The sequence below is a fragment of the Solemya velesiana gill symbiont genome, from assembly GCF_002020805.1.
GTDB lineage: Bacteria > Pseudomonadota > Gammaproteobacteria > Chromatiales > Chromatiaceae > Sedimenticola_A.
Genome location: NZ_MPRJ01000019.1, coordinates 1 through 15,199 on the forward strand (window position 1 = coordinate 1; position 15,199 = coordinate 15,199).

The window sequence follows — 15,199 nt, forward strand, 5'->3', positions numbered from 1 at the left end:
GTTGTAGCTCATAAGTGCTTCGTCTCTTGGTCGGGAGAAGCGCCGACTCTACCAGCTGGCCCTTCAACTACCAATTGCACTTATTATCCGAAACCGCCCCTGGCATTCTCGGAGAAAGGCACAACTATTATGAGAAACTTTTTCAAGAAAGGCGGAACGGAGGATCAGTCGGATTCAACGGCTCAAGGCGCCGATGGATCCCTGCGCACGGTATTGATCGTTGACGATTCGCCTACTGAAACCCACGTCATCAAGAATATTGTTGAAGGCGAAGGATATGTCGCCATCACCGCGGCTGACGGTGAAAGCGGAATTGCAGAGGCACGGCAGTCCAAGCCGGATGTCATCCTGATGGATGTGGTGATGCCTGGCCTGAACGGCTTCCAGGCAACCCGCCAGCTGACAAAGGATCCAGAGACCGCGGATATCCCCGTGATCATGGTTACCACCAAGGATCAGGAGACGGACCGTGCATGGGGTATGCGTCAAGGCGCCAAGGAGTACGTGGTCAAGCCCATCGCTTCGGCTGAACTCCTGGCAAAGATTCGAACGGTTCTGGGCGACTGAAGATAGATATGGCAAGTAACACACCAGCGGATATTTTACTCAAGCTGCGCGAAATCGAGCGCAGGAGTATGCATCATGCTGAAGGACTCCCCAAGGAGGATGAAGGGAAGCGGTTCTGGGAGGGGGTGCTCTGTACCGTTGCTGGTACCCGGATCGTGGCGCCGCTGGGTGAAATTGCCGAGATTCTCAACTACCCCGCCTCGATTACCAGGGTTCCAGGCACCAAGAGCTGGGTTGTCGGGATCGCAAATATTCGAGGCAACCTGCTCCCGATCATCGATCTGCAGGTTTTTCTCGGGGGGAAACATATTGTAACCGGAAGGCGCTCTCGCGTTCTGGTGATCAATCACGAAGGATTGTATGTTGGACTGTTAGTGGGTGATGTACACGGCATGCGCCATTTCTCGGATGATCAGGGTGCCGAGGTGCCGATGCTTCCAGGCGTAGTGCGGCAGTACGTCAGGAGCGCTTATAACCTCGATAACGAGACATGGCCGGTATTCAGTACCAAGCTGTTGGCGGAAAATCCGGGGTTTCAGGTGGCTGCAGCCTGATTGGCGGCGAAGAACCATTTGTATTTTTCAAGACAAAATAGAGAAATCGCAAGAGCGTGTTTTTTCTGGAGATAGACTGAAATGGCAAGAAGGTCTGCAAGACGTGCGGGCGGCGGGTTCGCAGGAAATAAGGTCGTTGTTCTTTTATCGGTAGGACTGCTGGTTACAATTGTATTGGCGCTTTTGACATTCGCCCACGTGGCTGAGTGGGATGCAAACGACGAAGCATACCTCCTGCGTGCTGCAGAACAACGGGTAATCTCTCAGAGAATCGCGAAGGACGCTCTCTCGGCGGCCTCCGGTGACAAGGATGCGTTCGGTCAGTTGCGTCAATCCCGTGACGGATTTGAGCGGCTAGTTACCGAGTTGAAGCGGGGTGTGCCAAAAATCGATTTGCCGCCTACCCCTTCGGAAGTGCGCGTGGAACTGAAGAAAATGGATGATGTCTGGCTGGAGTTGCGTCAGAACGCTGACGACATTCTCTCCAACAGGGACTCCATTCTCTCGGTTCGTGAATTCGTGAATGTGATCACCGAGTTTATTCCCCAGTTGCAGGCATTGTCCCAGGAGGTAATTGATATCCTGATTGAGCAGAATGCCAGCCCTGCACAGATCTCCACGGCTTCCCGCCAGCTCATGCTGGCAGAGCGTATCGACAAAAACGTGGCCAAGGTACTGGTGGGTGGCCAGGCAATCGACCAGTTCAGCCGGGATGCGGACCTGTTCGGTCGCGTACTCGACGGCATGCTTCAGGGTAGTGAGGACCTGGAGATCAGCAAGATCACCAATGCCACGGCAGTCACGAAACTGCGTGAAGTGGCCATGCTCTTCAGTTCAATCAACGACCATGCCGGAGAGATCATCGAGACTGTACCTGCGGTGCTGCCTGCATTGGAGGCTGCGAGCCGGGTAACCAGTGTATCGGACAAGGTGAACGAAGAGGCGGATAACCTGCTGAAGGTATACGGTCAGTCACCCGGTCGTGTCAGCGTCTTTGGCATCAAGGCCGGTCCGGTGATGATTGCCATCCTGGGCGCGCTGTCAGCCATGTTCCTCCTGCTTCTCGGTTACTTCATGTTGATGGATGCGAAACGCCGGGAGGAAGAGAGTAAATCCCAGAACGAACGTAACCAGCAGGCTATTCTGCGCCTGCTCGATGAGATGGGTGACCTGGCTGATGGTGACCTCACGGTAACGGCAACGGTAACCGAGGACGTTACCGGCGCAATCGCTGACTCCATCAACTACGCAATTGAAGCACTGCGAAGCCTGGTAACCACAATTAACCAGACTTCTGAACAGGTATCCGCATCTGCACAGGAAAACCGTGCAACGGCAATGCATCTGGCTGAGGCGAGTGAGCACCAGGCCGAACAGATCACCAATGCCACGGACTCCATCAAGACCATGACAAGCGCGATCGACCAGATGTCGGATGACGCTACAGAATCGTCCGAGATTGCCCAGCGCTCGGTTGAGATCGCCGGCACTGGCGCCAACACGGTACGCCGAACCATTCAGGGCATGGATACCATTCGTGAGCAGATCCAGGAAACTTCAAAACGAATCAAGCGACTGGGTGAGAGTTCCCAGGAGATTGGAGGTATCGTTGAGCTGATTGACGATATTGCTGACCAGACCAACATTCTCGCTTTGAACGCGGCGATGCAGGCGGCAATGGCCGGTGAGGCAGGTCGCGGTTTCGCGGTGGTTGCGGACGAGGTACAGCGCCTGGCAGAACGCTCCGGTAACGCAACAAAGCAGATTGAAGCACTGGTAAAGACCATTCAGGCCGATACCAATGAAGCGGTTAGCTCAATGGAAGCTACCACCACCGAAGTGGTGTCCGGTGCGCAGTTGGCAGAGGATGCGGGTGAAGCGCTTCAAGAGATTGAAACCGTATCCAATCAGATCTCAGGACGTATTGCCAAGGTGGCAGAATCTGCACAGGTGCAGTCCTCTGAAGCGGGTCGAATCGACGATACCATGAGCGTAATTCAGGAAATTACGACCCAGACGTCAGAAGGTACCAGTCAGACGGCTGGCGCTATTGGAACCCTGGCTGACCTGGCTGATGAACTGCAGCGGTCGGTATCCGGTTTCCGCCTCCCGGAATAATGGGCAGATTATTGTAAGGAAACGATTGACCGGGTGTATGGAACCTATCGGGTATAGGCGTAACGCACCCCAGGAGCAGAAGATCTGGTATGAGCGACGCTCAAGACTACAGTACGCTTAAATGGATCAGGGGTGAGTTGGACTCGTCACTGGAGGCCGCTAGGCGCTCTCTCGATGATTACTTCGAGGAGGTAGGCGACTCCGAGGCGCTTATCGACGAGTGTATCCAGCGCTTGCACCAAGTGCTCGGCACCCTGCAGATGGTGCAGATCTACGGTGCCGTCATGCTGGCCGAGGAGATGGAGCAGGTTGCCATCGCCCTCAAAGAGAATCGCCTGAAAAAACGGGATGAAGCCGCAGAAGCATTGATGCTTGGCCTGATCCAATTATCGGATTACCTGGAAAAACTTGAATCGGGTGCAAGGGACGAGCCGATCCTGATTCTGCCCATCCTCAACGAACTTCGTGCCACCCGGGACGCCTCGCTGTTTTCGGAAGTCGCACTGTTTGCCCCCGCTCTCGAACAGAAACTCGCAACCGATGCGCTCCAGGGTGAGCCGAATCCGGAACTCGGAGCCTTTACCAAGGGTGTCAGGCACCAGTTTCATCGTGGCTTGCTGGATTGGTTCAGGGGTGGGGATGTAGAAGGCGGGCTTGGTCGAATCGAGTACATCTTCTTCAAACAGCTGGAAGGGAATGCCGGTACCGAACAGGTGAAGCGCTTGTTTCGTGTCGCCCGGGTCGTAGCATCCGCGCTGCGAGACGGCAGCCTCGAGGTGGGAAGTGCCACCAAGCTGTTGATCGGTAAAGTGGACAGGGAGATCAAGCGTATTATCGATGATGGCGAGGAGGCTGTCTTTGAGGCCCCGGCCAATGATCTGCTGAAGAACCTTCTCCACTACACCGCTTGTGCCGATTCCAGCAATCCACATGTTGCAGAGATAAAGGCTGTCTACGATCTTGATCACAGTCTGGTCAGCCAGGCTGATATCGAGGAGGGACGAGAGGAGCTGCAGGCGCCGTCCCAGGATCTTCTCAATTCAGTTCGAAGCGCAATTTCCACTGACCTCACCATGATCAAGGATGGCGTGGATCTGTTCATCCGAACCGGCACTGAAGACGCTGCCAGGCTGGAGAATGTCCAGGAACTCATGCGCAAGCTCGCCGATACCCTCGGCATGGTCGGGCAGGGTGAACTGCGCCAGCGTCTCAAGCGCCAGGCCGACTGGATAGCCGACGTGTTGGCCAATTCGTCTACTCCCCAGGATCCGGAGTTGATGGCACTTGCTGCCGATATCCTGTTTATCGAGACATCGCTGGATAATCTTACGGTGGCTCGTCGCCATGAGCGTTGGGCCAAGCAGCCTGACCTGGCAGAACTGCTTCCCGATCTGCCTGAAGGCGAGTTTGACCGCCTGGTGGATTCGGTGCTCCATGAAGCCAGCATCGATATGGCCAAGAACAAGGAGGCGATAGTCAGCTATATCGCTTCACCGGAGTCGAGTGTTTTGTTGGCCAATGTGCCTGAGCGTTTCTCGGCCATAGCGGGTGCTTTTCGCATTCTCCGCCTGGATGAGCCGGCGCAGTTGCTGGATGGCCTGTCAGGTTACGTGCAACATCAACTGCTCGATGCTTCCTCCATTCCTGGCAGTGACGATCTCAACGTTTTTGCAGATGCAGTTACCAGTATCGAGTATTTCATGGAGGCTGTTACCGAAGGGCGCGGCATTCACATCGAGATACTCGATGTAGCCAAGCAGTCATTTGAACAGCTGGGCATAACCCGCGAAGCTCCTGAGCTGGAGGTTCTCGAAGAGGCGCTCCTCGCGGAGGAAGAATTCGCAGAGCCTGCTGCGCCTGAAATGGAAGCTGAGCCGGTTGCAGAAGAGGCTGGAGTCGCCGAGCCGGAACAAGGCGTTGAAGCGGTACCGGAGCCCATACCATCAGCCGAGAAACCGCCCCTTGAGGATATCGATCCCGAAATTCTGGATATCTTCATTGAAGAGGCGCGTGAAGAGTTGGCGGTCATCAAGGAATACCTGCCCCGCTGGCACGCCGACCACGATGACAAGGAGGCGTTGTCCACCTTCAGGCGTTCATTCCATACCTTGAAGGGAAGCGGCCGCCTTGTTGGTGCCATGACCATTGGCGAGTTCGCCTGGTCTATAGAAAACATGCTCAACCGGATGATCGACGAAACCATATCCGTTTCCCCCGATATTCTCAGCCTGCTGGATGATTCCGCTGAGATACTTCCCGAGTTGATCGACTGCCAGGAGCAGGGAACCGTACCCCAGGTCGATGTGAACAGCATGATGGAGCGGGCCTTCGATCTGGCTGATCCTTCTCGCAAGGCACAGCAAGCGGCTGCAGCTGCCGCTGAGCCTGAAGAAGCACCGCCGGAAGAGATCGGCGAAGCTGAGGAGCCGGTTGCAGAAGTAGTGCAGTTTCCATCTCCAGAGATGGCGGAAGAGGAGTTGGCCGAGCCGGCCGAGGCTGCACCGCCTATTTCCATGGACGAAGGACTGCGCGAGATTTTCGACACCGAGTCCAATACACACATCAAGACCCTGCACGACTTTGTCGCCGCATGCGGCAATAACCCGTTGGCCTGCCGGATCGATGGCGAGCTTTCCCGAGCCCTCCATACACTTCATGGCAGTGCCCACATGGCTGACTTCGATGCCATGGCTGAGATCAGCTCCGACATGGAGGCATTGGTCAATGCGCTGGCAGACCGCCATACCTCGGCTGACGAGGACTTCCTCTCGCTCACACGGCGTTGTTGCGAACTGTTCGAGTCTTTCCTCGGGGTGATCAATGTGCCGGGCGCTGAAATGCCCGATTGGTCACCGTTGCACGAGGAGATCAAGGTCCGCCACAAGGCCCTGGAGAGTGCTGTTACCCCTGAAGAGGAGGCTGCTGCATCCGCATGGGAGGCAGTAGAGGCTGAAACAGGGGAAGTCGAATTGATGCCTGAGCTGATGGTGGGTGAGGGGTTGCTCGAGGCGGAGCAGGTCGAATCGCCTGCTGAAGAAGCCGCTTTCTCGGAAGAGGCGCTGGAAGCGGGTGAAGCGTTTGAGATTGGTGAACTTGTCGGGGAGGAGGCTGCCCCGGAAGTCGCATTTGCCGAGCCGGAAGAGATAGCGTGGTTTACCGAAGAAGCGCTTGAGCTGGAGACGGTTGTAGAAGATCAGCCTGGAGCCGGGCTGGAAACAGCTGAGCCCGAACTCGTTGAAGAGGTCTCAGAATTTCCGGAAGCGGTTGCCGAGGAACAGCCCGAAGCTGAACTGGAACCTGTTGCAGAAGAGATCCACGAGTTTGAAGCGGAAGCGTTCGAGCCAGAGGCTGTTATAGAGGAACAGCCTGAAGCTGAACTGGAACCTGTCGCTGAAGCCCTTCCGGAGATTTCAGAAGAAGAGACCGTAGCCGAAGAGATTCCGGAACCGGAAGCCGCAGAAGCTCTCCAACCTGTTGAGGAGATGGAGCAAGCGGTAGAGGAAGACGAGGAGCATGTCACCATCGAGGCAGGCCCTGAGCTGCTCGAGATCTTCCTGGAAGAGGCCAGGGAACTGATCGAATCAGCCCAGCACTCATTTCAGAACTGGCATCAACAGCCAACGGACAATGAACCCGTTGCCGAACTTGAGCGCACCCTGCACACCCTGAAAGGCGGGGCCCGCCTGTCAGGTGCAATGCCTGTGGGAGATCTGAGTCATGCATTCGAATCTCTCCTCACGGGTGTGGACCACGCCCGAATCGAGCCTACGGCAGAGGTATTCGAGCTTTCGCAGCAGGTTATCGACCGCCTCGCGGAGCAGGTTGAGGAGCTGGGGCATGGCATGCGGCTGCGCCGTGCCGATGATCTGGTGGGACGGCTTGAGCAGGTCTTTCTCGTGGACCAGGCCATTGCTGAACCAGCAGAGGCGGAAGCCGAACCCCAAGTGCCGGAAGAGGCTATAGAAGCTGAGATCGTCGAGGAACTGGCGCTCGAAGCGGTAACTGAAGAGATACCGGAGGCCGTTGAGGAAGCGCCCGAGCCGATGCCTGCTGAAGAGGCGGAACCGGCCCTGGAACTGGGTGCAGAGGAGCGTGCACCTGCCGCGCCTTCCCAGCCCATGCCGAGCAGGGGTCGTGAGAAGGTCAGGGTAAACTCCGAATTGCTGGACAGGCTGGTAAACAATGCCGGTGAGGTCAGTATCTACCGTGCCCGAATCGAGCAGCAGAACGGTGACCTGGGATTCAACCTCTCGGAGCTTGAGCAGACCGTAGAACGTCTGCGTGAACAGCTGCGCCATCTTGAAATCGAGACCGAAGCGCAGATCCTGTTTCGTTACGAGAAAGACAAGGAAGAGGGTATAGAGGTCGACGAATCCTTTGACCCCCTCGAGCTCGACCGCTTCTCCACCATGCAACAGCTGTCGCGAAGCTTGATGGAGACGGTAAACGACCTCTCAAATATCAACGGCTATCTCTCCGAACAGCACAGGGAGACGGAAACCCTGCTTCTGCAGCAGACCCGTTTGACCACGGACCTTCAGGATGGCCTGTTGCGCACCCGTATGGTGCCCTTTGCACAGCTTGTGCCGCGTCTTCACCGCGTGGTTCGTCAGACCTGTAATCCCGTGGGTAAAAAGGCCCTGCTGGAAGTGGAAGGTGCCGAGGGTGAGCTGGACAGGGGTATCCTCGATCGCATGATTGGTCCCCTGGAACACATTCTCAGAAATGCCGTCTCCCACGGTATCGAGCGCCCTGAAAAGCGCGTGGAGGCCGGTAAATCCGAATCAGGCAGGATCCAACTCAAGCTCCAGCGTGAAGGCAACGATGTGCTGCTGACCGTCGGCGATGACGGCGGTGGCATGAAGATCGACGCCATCCGGGAAAAAGCGATTGACCGGGGCATGCTCGATCCCAATGCGAAGGTCACGGATAACGATGTTCTCCAGTTTGTTCTGGAGCATGGCTTCAGTACGGCGGACGAGGTGACCCAGATTGCCGGTCGCGGCGTTGGTCTCGATGTTGTGGTCAGCGAGGTCAAACAGCTTGGCGGTTCACTGGATATTCAGTCCCAGCCGGGCCAGGGTACCAGCTTCATCATTCGCCTCCCCCTTACCCTGGCTATCTCTGATGCCCTGATGGTGGAGCTCGAGAACGAAGTGTATGCCATTCCCCACTCCAACATCGAGGGTGTGGTGCGGGCCACCTACCAGGAGTTACAAGCCTGCTACAGGGGTGAGCAGAAGCACTACTCATATGCCGGCCAGGATTACCAGGTCCGTTACCTCGGGAGCCTGCTCGGTGTGGGTCAGCTTCAACTCTCGGAACAGCGCAAGTGGTATCCGCTGCTCCTGATACGGGCCGGTGAGCATCGCGTCGCCCTGCAGGTGGATAACCTGATGGGTAACCGCCAGATCGTGGTCAAGTCGGTAGGCCTGCAGCTCAGTACCGTACGCTGGATTTCCGGCGGCACAATCCTCGGTGATGGTCGAGTTGCCCTGATTCTCGACGTAACCGCATTGGTACGCATGGATGTTGCTCACACCGCGGTTACGCCTGTCGAAGTGGTTGAAGAAGAGCATGAACCCGGATTCGGGCGCATGGTCATGGTGGTGGATGACTCCATTACGGTGCGCAAGGTCACCGGCCGTCTGCTCGAGCGTCACGGTATGCACGTGGTGACGGCAAAGGATGGTGTGGATGCGGTGGCACAGCTGCAGGATCACCGTCCGGATATCATGCTGCTGGATATTGAGATGCCGCGCATGGACGGTTACGAGCTCGCCAGGCACATGCGTAACTCGGAAGAGCTGCGCGACATTCCGATTATCATGATCACCTCCCGTACCGGTGACAAACACAGAACCCTGGCAATGGAACTGGGTGTTAAACGCTACCTCGGTAAGCCCTACCAGGAGAGCGATCTGCTGGACAATATCAATTCTGTGTTGTCTGAGGAGGCCAAATGAGTAAGGTCCCAAGTGAGATTCGTGGTGTGCTCCTGCCTCTGCAGACGGGGCAGCTGTTGTTGCCCAACGCTACCGTGACCGAAGTTGTCGGTTATACCCCGCCTGAATCAAGAAACGAGGATGCTCCTGCCTGGTTGCTGGGTACTTTCTCATGGCGTCAGCAGGGAGTACCCCTGGTATCTTTCGAGACGATTGCCGGCTCTGCGATTGAGCCTCCCGAGCATCGTGCGCGCATTGCGATCTGCAACACCCTCAACGGCAATCCCGATCGTCCTTACATCGGTATATTGCTGAAGGCTATTCCTCACCTGGTCAGGGTGACCAGGGACACAGTGGCTCCCATTGAGCAGGATGAAGATGCCGGGTCGATGGTTGTGGAAGAGGTCATGATATCCGGGCAAAAGGCTTGGATTCCGGACCTGGATGCCCTGGATATGGCCCTGGGCGACGTGCTCGAATAGGCGACTTCGCGCCCATACCCCCTCGATTTTCCTAACGAAAATCTCCCCACAGGGTCTGAATTGCAGCGATGGCTGCCAGGGGGGCGGTCTCTGTGCGCAGTACTCTCGGGCCTAACTGCACGCCGGTAAACCGGTGTCGCAGGGCAAACGTCCGTTCCTCTTCCGAAAGCCCCCCTTCCGGACCGACCAGCAGCCGAATGCCTGTACCGGGAGCAGGCAACTGTCCTATGACCCGCTCCGAGCGATGCTCCAGGAGCAGGCCCGGCGTGCTGTCAGAGGATTCGATCCAGTCATCCAGTTCCATGGGGTCGATTACCAACGGGACACGGCGCCTGCCTGACTGCTCGCATGCGGATATCGCCACTTGCCGCCAGTGGTTGCAGCGTTTATGCATGCGCTCCCTTGAGAGGCGGACCACGCACCGCTCTGTAATCAGGGGGGTTATCTCGCTTACCCCAAGCTCCACGGCTTTCTGCACGGCAAAGTCCATGCGTTCGCCTTTGGAAATTCCGATGCCGAGGCTGATGCGCAGGGCCGGGGTTGCTTCCTCCACGCCCTGGTCCAGTATCTCTACCTGGGCCGAGCGCTTGCCGGCGTCGATAATGCGTGCGCCATAATCACAACCGTTGCCATTGAACAGGGTCAACTCAGCTCCCGGTTTCAGTCGCAGTACCTTGAGCAGGTGATGTGGTGGGCCCTCTTCGAGGGATACCACATCACCTGCGGCCAGGGGTAGCTGGGTATAGATCCGGTGTTCTCCCATCGTACGCTGGCTTCACTCGGTTATCAGGATACAGCCCGACGCCGGGTCAGAGTCCCAGGTTTTTCCAGATCTTCAGTGCAGGCTCGGACTGGTTCATGGTGTAGAAGTGCAGCCCAGGGGCATCGTGCCGCAACAGAGTGTCGCACATGGCTGACACCACCTCGATGCCGAAGGCCTTGATGCTTGCGATATCGTCCCCGTAGCCCTCCAGTCGCTTTCTTATCCAGCGGGGTATCTCGGCGCCGCAGGCATCGGAAAACCGGATCAGGTTGGTGTAGTTGGTGATCGGCATGATGCCCGGAACGATCGGGATGTCGACGCCAAGCTTTTCGCAACTGTCCACAAACCGGTAATAGGCGTCCGGATTGTAGAAGTACTGGGTGATTGCTGCGTTGGCACCGGCGTCCACCTTGCGCTTGAAGTTGAGTATATCCGCCTCGGCACTGGGTGCCTGGGGATGAAACTCGGGATAGGCTGCCACCTCGATATGGAAGTGATCGCCGAAGGTTTCACGGATAAGGGTGACCAGTTCATTGGCATAGTTGAGGTCGCCGATGCCACCGAGCCCCGCCCCGGATGGCAGGTCACCCCGCAGGGCGACGACACGGTGGATTCCCTGGCTCTTGTAATGCTCAAGGATCTCGATGATCTCCTCCCGGCTGCTGCCGATACAGGAGAGATGGGGTGCGGTATCCAGCTTCTGTGAGACCAACCACTCGACGCTCTGAAACGTGCGCTCCTGGGTAGAGCCGCCCGCGCCATAGGTGACGGAGAAATAGAGTGGGTTGACCGCCGCCAGTTCTTTCACATTGGCCTGAAGCTTCTCCATACCCGCCTCGGTCTTGGGCGGAAACAGCTCGAAGCTGAAGGTCTTCTCGAATTTCTTTTGTGAATCCATAGTCTTTGTTCAAAAAGCACAGAGTTCGCAGAGATGGGTGGTGGTGTCACGCGATGTGCATCACCCATTTAACTCAGAGTTTTCTGAGCGCCTTTGCGTCCTCTGTGCTCCTACACCTCTCGGGCAGATCAGTAGCGGTAGTGGTTGGGCTTGTAGGGGCCTTCCACCGGTACGCCGATGTAGTCGGCTTGTTCCTGGCTAAGGGTGCTCAGGTTGGCGTTGATCTTGGCCAGGTGCAGTCGGGCAACCTCTTCGTCCAGATGCTTTGGCAGCATGTAGACCTTGTTTTCGTAGTTGTCGCCGCGGACGAACAGCTCCATCTGGGCCAGCACCTGGTTGGTAAAGGAGTTGGACATCACGAAGCTGGGGTGGCCGGTGGCGCAGCCCAGGTTCACCAGGCGTCCCTCGGTCAGCAGGATGATGCGCTTGCCGTCAGGGAAGATGATGTGGTCCACCTGGGGCTTGATGTTCTCCCAATTGTATTTATCCAGGCTGGCAACATCGATTTCGTTGTCGAAGTGGCCGATGTTGCAGACGATGGACTGGTCCTTCATGGCCGCCATGTGGTCATGGGTGATGACGTGGAAGTTGCCGGTGGCGGTGACGAAGATGTCTGCCAGGGGAGCAGCCTCTTCCATGGTCACTACGCGGTAACCTTCCATAGCCGCCTGCAGGGCGCAGATGGGATCGACCTCGGTAACCCATACCGTGGCGCCGAGGCCGCGGAAGGACTGGGCGCAACCCTTGCCCACGTCGCCGTAACCGAGTACCAAGGCAATCTTGCCGGCCACCATCACATCGGTAGCGCGCTTGATGCCATCCATCAGGGATTCGCGGCAGCCGTAGAGGTTGTCGAACTTGGACTTGGTGACCGAGTCGTTGACATTGATGGCGGGGAAGGGCAGTTCGCTACTCTCCTGCATCTGGTAGAGGCGGTGAACGCCGGTGGTGGTCTCTTCGGTGACACCCTGGATGTTCTTCAGAATGTTCGAGTACCAGCCCGGCTGCTCTGCCAGGCGCGCCTTGATGGCGGCGTAGAGTACTTCTTCCTCTTCGCTGGTCGGGTTGTCCAGCACACTAATGTCCTGCTCGGCCTTGGCGCCGAGATTGATCAGCAGGGTGGCGTCACCACCATCGTCGAGAATCATGTTCGGGGTGCCGTCATCGGCCCACTCCATGATCTTGTGGGTATAGGCCCAGTACTCTTCCAGGCTTTCGCCCTTGTAGGCGTAAACCGGGATGTTCTGTGCGGCGATGGCTGCAGCAGCGTGGTCCTGGGTTGAGAAGATGTTGCACGAGGCCCAGCGTACCTCGGCGCCCAGGGCGACCAGGGTCTCGATCAGCACTGCGGTCTGGATAGTCATGTGCAGGCTGCCGGCAATGCGGGCACCCTTCAGGGGCTTCTCTTCGCCATACTTTTCCTGCAGGGCCATCAAGCCGGGCATCTCGGTGTTGGCGATGGCTATCTCCTTGCGGCCCCAGTTGGCCAGGGAGAGGTCGGCAACCTTGTAATCGGCGAAATCGTTGTTCACAACGGCATTCATAGTTCAGTCTCCGAAAAAACTGAGCGCCGTTGCAAAATGTTTGGATAGCCTCCCGAGCCTGGCAGGTCAAGCCTGTTGCAGCGCTCCTCGGTGAGGGTGGTGTGATTAGGTGCGTAGTATAAGCAGTTTGGCTTAAATATCCAGATAGAACGCAGAGTGCGCCAAGCAGTGCACTCTGCGTCCCTTTTTTACAGTCCTGCGGCGTCTTTGAGGGCAGCGGCCTTATCGGTGCTCTCCCATGTGAATTCAGGTTCTTCACGACCGAAATGGCCATAGGCCGCCGTCTTGCGGTAAATCGGCTTGACCAGGTCAAGCATTCGCAGGATGCCATAGGGGCGCAGGTCGAAGTGCTCACGTACGATCTCCGCGATCTTGTCCTCTGCCACCTTGGCGGTACCGAAGGTCTCGATGGAGATGGAGGTCGGTTCGGCCACGCCGATGGCATAGGAGACCTGGATCTCGCAGCGGTCCGCCAGGCCGGCGGCGACGATGTTCTTGGCCACGTAGCGGCCGGCGTATGCGGCGGAGCGGTCCACTTTTGAGGGGTCCTTGCCGGAGAAGGCGCCGCCACCGTGGCGAGCTGCGCCACCGTAGGTGTCGACAATGATCTTGCGCCCGGTCAGGCCGCAGTCTCCCACGGGACCGCCGATGATGAAGGAGCCCGTGGGATTGATATGGATCTTCTCCTGGGGGCACTTGTCCAGCCACTCTTTGGGCAGTACAGGCTGGATGATGTTCTCCATTACCGCCTCACGCAGGTGGTTGTACTCGATGTCGGGATCGTGCTGGGTGGAGAGTGCAACGGCGTCGATGCCGGTGACGACACCGTTCTCATAGCGCAGGGTCACCTGGCTCTTGGCGTCCGGGCGCAGCCAGGGCAGGATGTGCTCCTTGCGCATCTCGGACTGACGCTGCACCAGGCGGTGGGCGTAGGTTATGGGGGCGGGCATCAGTACGTCGGTCTCGTTGGTGGCGTAGCCGAACATCAGGCCCTGGTCTCCGGCGCCCTGCTCTTCGGGGGCTTTGCGGTCGACCCCCATGGCGATATCGCCGGATTGCTTGCCGATCAGGGACATCACGGCGCAGGTGTTGCCGTCGAAGCCGATGTCCGAATTGGTGTAACCGATGTCACAGACCACCTCGCGAATGACCTCTTCGAGATCGACCCAGGCGTTGGTGGTGATCTCGCCGGCAACGATAACTGCACCGGTCTTGACCATGGTCTCGCAGGCGACGCGCGCGAGCTCGGGATGGGGGTCGAGCTCTATTATTTTGTCCAGGATAGCATCGGAGATCTGGTCCGCCATCTTATCCGGGTGGCCTTCGGAAACTGACTCGGAAGTGAAGATGTAATCGCTCATAATTATTTGTTTTCCATTAAAAAACCCGCCAAGCGCGAGCTAAGGCGGGTTTCCGTTATTCGATTCGGGGTTCGCTTTAGCCGCATTTGTAACGCGCCCGCAATCTGATTTCAAATCGGCGCAGTTGGCATTATCCGGTAACCTGTCAAATTGTCAATATCGTACGGGAAATGCATGTATTTAGAACAGATTGTTCTAAAAAGCTGGAAAAATTATGAGATTCATTGGAAACGAATCAGTTATATTTACCGTTTGAATAAGAAAATCGGATAAATAAAGCGGGGCGCATTACTGATTACTTATGACAAAATGGCCCGCTGGTTGAATATAAGAAAAGGAGTCGCGACCATGGTGTCACTGGAAACCCCGGTTTGCGAATTTGATAAGCCCGCTGTGGATTTCACGCTTCCCGGCGTAGACGGCAAGACCTGGAGCCTGCAGGATTGCGCTGGTCCCAATGGGCTGCTGGTGATGTTCATCTGCAATCACTGCCCTTACGTGAAGGCGATCCACGAACGGTTGGTGCGCGATACCCTGGCGCTCAAAGAGCTGGGTATCAACAGCGTGGCGATCATGTCCAATGATCCCGCCGAGTATGAAGAGGACTCCTTCGAGAATATGGTTCGGGTGGCCGATGAGTTCGGTTACCCCTTCCCATACCTGCTGGACGAGAGCCAGGAGGTGGCCAAGGCCTATGGCGCTGTCTGCACCCCCGATTTTTTCGGCTACAACGCTGATTTGGGACTGCAGTACCGTGGACGCTTGGACGAGAGCCGCAAGGAGGCCGCACCGGAAGGCGTGCGGCGCGACCTGTTTGAAGCCATGAAGCAGGTTGCCGAGACCGGCCGGGGTCCGGCTGTGCAGATCCCCAGCATGGGCTGTTCCATCAAGTGGAGGGACTGAAGTGCCGTAAACAGGCGGTAATCCTCCCCCTGTAATATGGCATCGGTATTTTTTATGCCCCATA

Annotated in this window: 10 protein-coding genes and 1 riboswitch; of the genes, 6 read left to right on the forward strand and 4 right to left on the reverse strand. The window is 57.0% G+C overall.

Annotated features, from left to right (window positions below; translation table 11 throughout):
* Nucleotides 1-201 precede the first annotated feature (201 nt).
* The 5 genes from BOW53_RS04225 to BOW53_RS04245 all read left to right on the forward strand — a co-directional run bounded on the left by BOW53_RS04225 (nucleotide 202) and on the right by BOW53_RS04245 (nucleotide 9,666).
* Entirely contained in the window at nucleotides 202-567 is a 366-nt protein-coding gene (locus BOW53_RS04225; RefSeq protein ID WP_135606997.1) for a response regulator transcription factor, read from the forward strand.
* Between the two features lie 8 nt (nucleotides 568-575).
* Nucleotides 576-1,121: a chemotaxis protein CheW gene (locus BOW53_RS04230; protein WP_078486267.1), complete on the forward strand. Its 546-nt coding sequence runs from the start codon at nucleotides 576-578 to the stop codon at nucleotides 1,119-1,121.
* Between the two features lie 81 nt (nucleotides 1,122-1,202).
* Nucleotides 1,203-3,239, forward strand: a complete 2,037-nt coding sequence (locus BOW53_RS04235) for a methyl-accepting chemotaxis protein (protein WP_078486268.1) — start codon at nucleotides 1,203-1,205, stop codon at nucleotides 3,237-3,239.
* An 89-nt stretch (nucleotides 3,240-3,328) separates the two neighbouring features.
* On the forward strand, nucleotides 3,329-9,205 hold the full coding sequence (locus tag BOW53_RS04240; protein WP_078486269.1) for a hybrid sensor histidine kinase/response regulator: 5,877 nt from the start codon (nucleotides 3,329-3,331) through the stop codon (nucleotides 9,203-9,205).
* Nucleotides 9,202-9,666, forward strand: a complete 465-nt coding sequence (locus BOW53_RS04245) for a chemotaxis protein CheW (protein ID WP_078486270.1) — start codon at nucleotides 9,202-9,204, stop codon at nucleotides 9,664-9,666. Before BOW53_RS04240 ends, BOW53_RS04245 begins: the two co-directional genes overlap by 4 nt.
* Before the next feature lie 31 nt (nucleotides 9,667-9,697).
* On the opposite strand, the gene BOW53_RS04250 is transcribed toward BOW53_RS04245, so the two are convergent.
* From BOW53_RS04250 to metK, 4 genes are all read right to left on the reverse strand, one after another.
* Entirely contained in the window at nucleotides 9,698-10,429 is a 732-nt protein-coding gene (locus BOW53_RS04250; RefSeq protein ID WP_078486271.1) for a 16S rRNA (uracil(1498)-N(3))-methyltransferase, read from the reverse strand.
* A gap of 46 nt (nucleotides 10,430-10,475) precedes the next feature.
* Nucleotides 10,476-11,327 carry a methylenetetrahydrofolate reductase [NAD(P)H] gene (gene metF, locus BOW53_RS04255; RefSeq protein WP_078486272.1) on the reverse strand — a complete coding sequence of 284 codons (852 nt, stop codon included), beginning with the start codon at nucleotides 11,325-11,327 and terminating at the stop codon, nucleotides 10,476-10,478.
* Nucleotides 11,328-11,455: 128 nt separating this feature from the next.
* A complete protein-coding gene (gene ahcY, locus BOW53_RS04260) occupies nucleotides 11,456-12,871 on the reverse strand; it encodes an adenosylhomocysteinase (protein ID WP_078486273.1) in 1,416 nt (471 codons plus the stop codon).
* Between the two features lie 14 nt (nucleotides 12,872-12,885).
* Nucleotides 12,886-12,966, reverse strand: a riboswitch (S-adenosyl-L-homocysteine riboswitch).
* A 93-nt stretch (nucleotides 12,967-13,059) separates the two neighbouring features.
* On the reverse strand, nucleotides 13,060-14,232 hold the full coding sequence (metK, locus tag BOW53_RS04265; protein ID WP_172838760.1) for a methionine adenosyltransferase: 1,173 nt from the start codon (nucleotides 14,230-14,232) through the stop codon (nucleotides 13,060-13,062).
* A 348-nt stretch (nucleotides 14,233-14,580) separates the two neighbouring features.
* On the opposite strand from metK, the gene BOW53_RS04270 reads away from it, so the two are divergent.
* Nucleotides 14,581-15,135: a thioredoxin family protein gene (locus tag BOW53_RS04270; protein WP_078486275.1), complete on the forward strand. Its 555-nt coding sequence runs from the start codon at nucleotides 14,581-14,583 to the stop codon at nucleotides 15,133-15,135.
* Nucleotides 15,136-15,199: the final 64 nt, after the last annotated feature.

What these genes read in the sequence shown, in the direction of transcription:
- metK (WP_172838760.1), bottom strand. Translation starts at nt 14,232, where the DNA reads ATGAGCGATTACATCTTCACTTCCGAGTCAGTTTCCGAAGGCCACCCG.
- BOW53_RS04245 (WP_078486270.1), top strand. Translation starts at nt 9,202, where the DNA reads ATGAGTAAGGTCCCAAGTGAGATTCGTGGTGTGCTCCTGCCTCTGCAG.
- ahcY (WP_078486273.1), bottom strand. Translation starts at nt 12,871, where the DNA reads ATGAATGCCGTTGTGAACAACGATTTCGCCGATTACAAGGTTGCCGAC.
- BOW53_RS04235 (WP_078486268.1), top strand. Translation starts at nt 1,203, where the DNA reads ATGGCAAGAAGGTCTGCAAGACGTGCGGGCGGCGGGTTCGCAGGAAAT.
- BOW53_RS04240 (WP_078486269.1), top strand. Translation starts at nt 3,329, where the DNA reads ATGAGCGACGCTCAAGACTACAGTACGCTTAAATGGATCAGGGGTGAG.
- BOW53_RS04270 (WP_078486275.1), top strand. Translation starts at nt 14,581, where the DNA reads ATGGTGTCACTGGAAACCCCGGTTTGCGAATTTGATAAGCCCGCTGTG.
- metF (WP_078486272.1), bottom strand. Translation starts at nt 11,327, where the DNA reads ATGGATTCACAAAAGAAATTCGAGAAGACCTTCAGCTTCGAGCTGTTT.
- BOW53_RS04250 (WP_078486271.1), bottom strand. Translation starts at nt 10,429, where the DNA reads ATGGGAGAACACCGGATCTATACCCAGCTACCCCTGGCCGCAGGTGAT.
- BOW53_RS04230 (WP_078486267.1), top strand. Translation starts at nt 576, where the DNA reads ATGGCAAGTAACACACCAGCGGATATTTTACTCAAGCTGCGCGAAATC.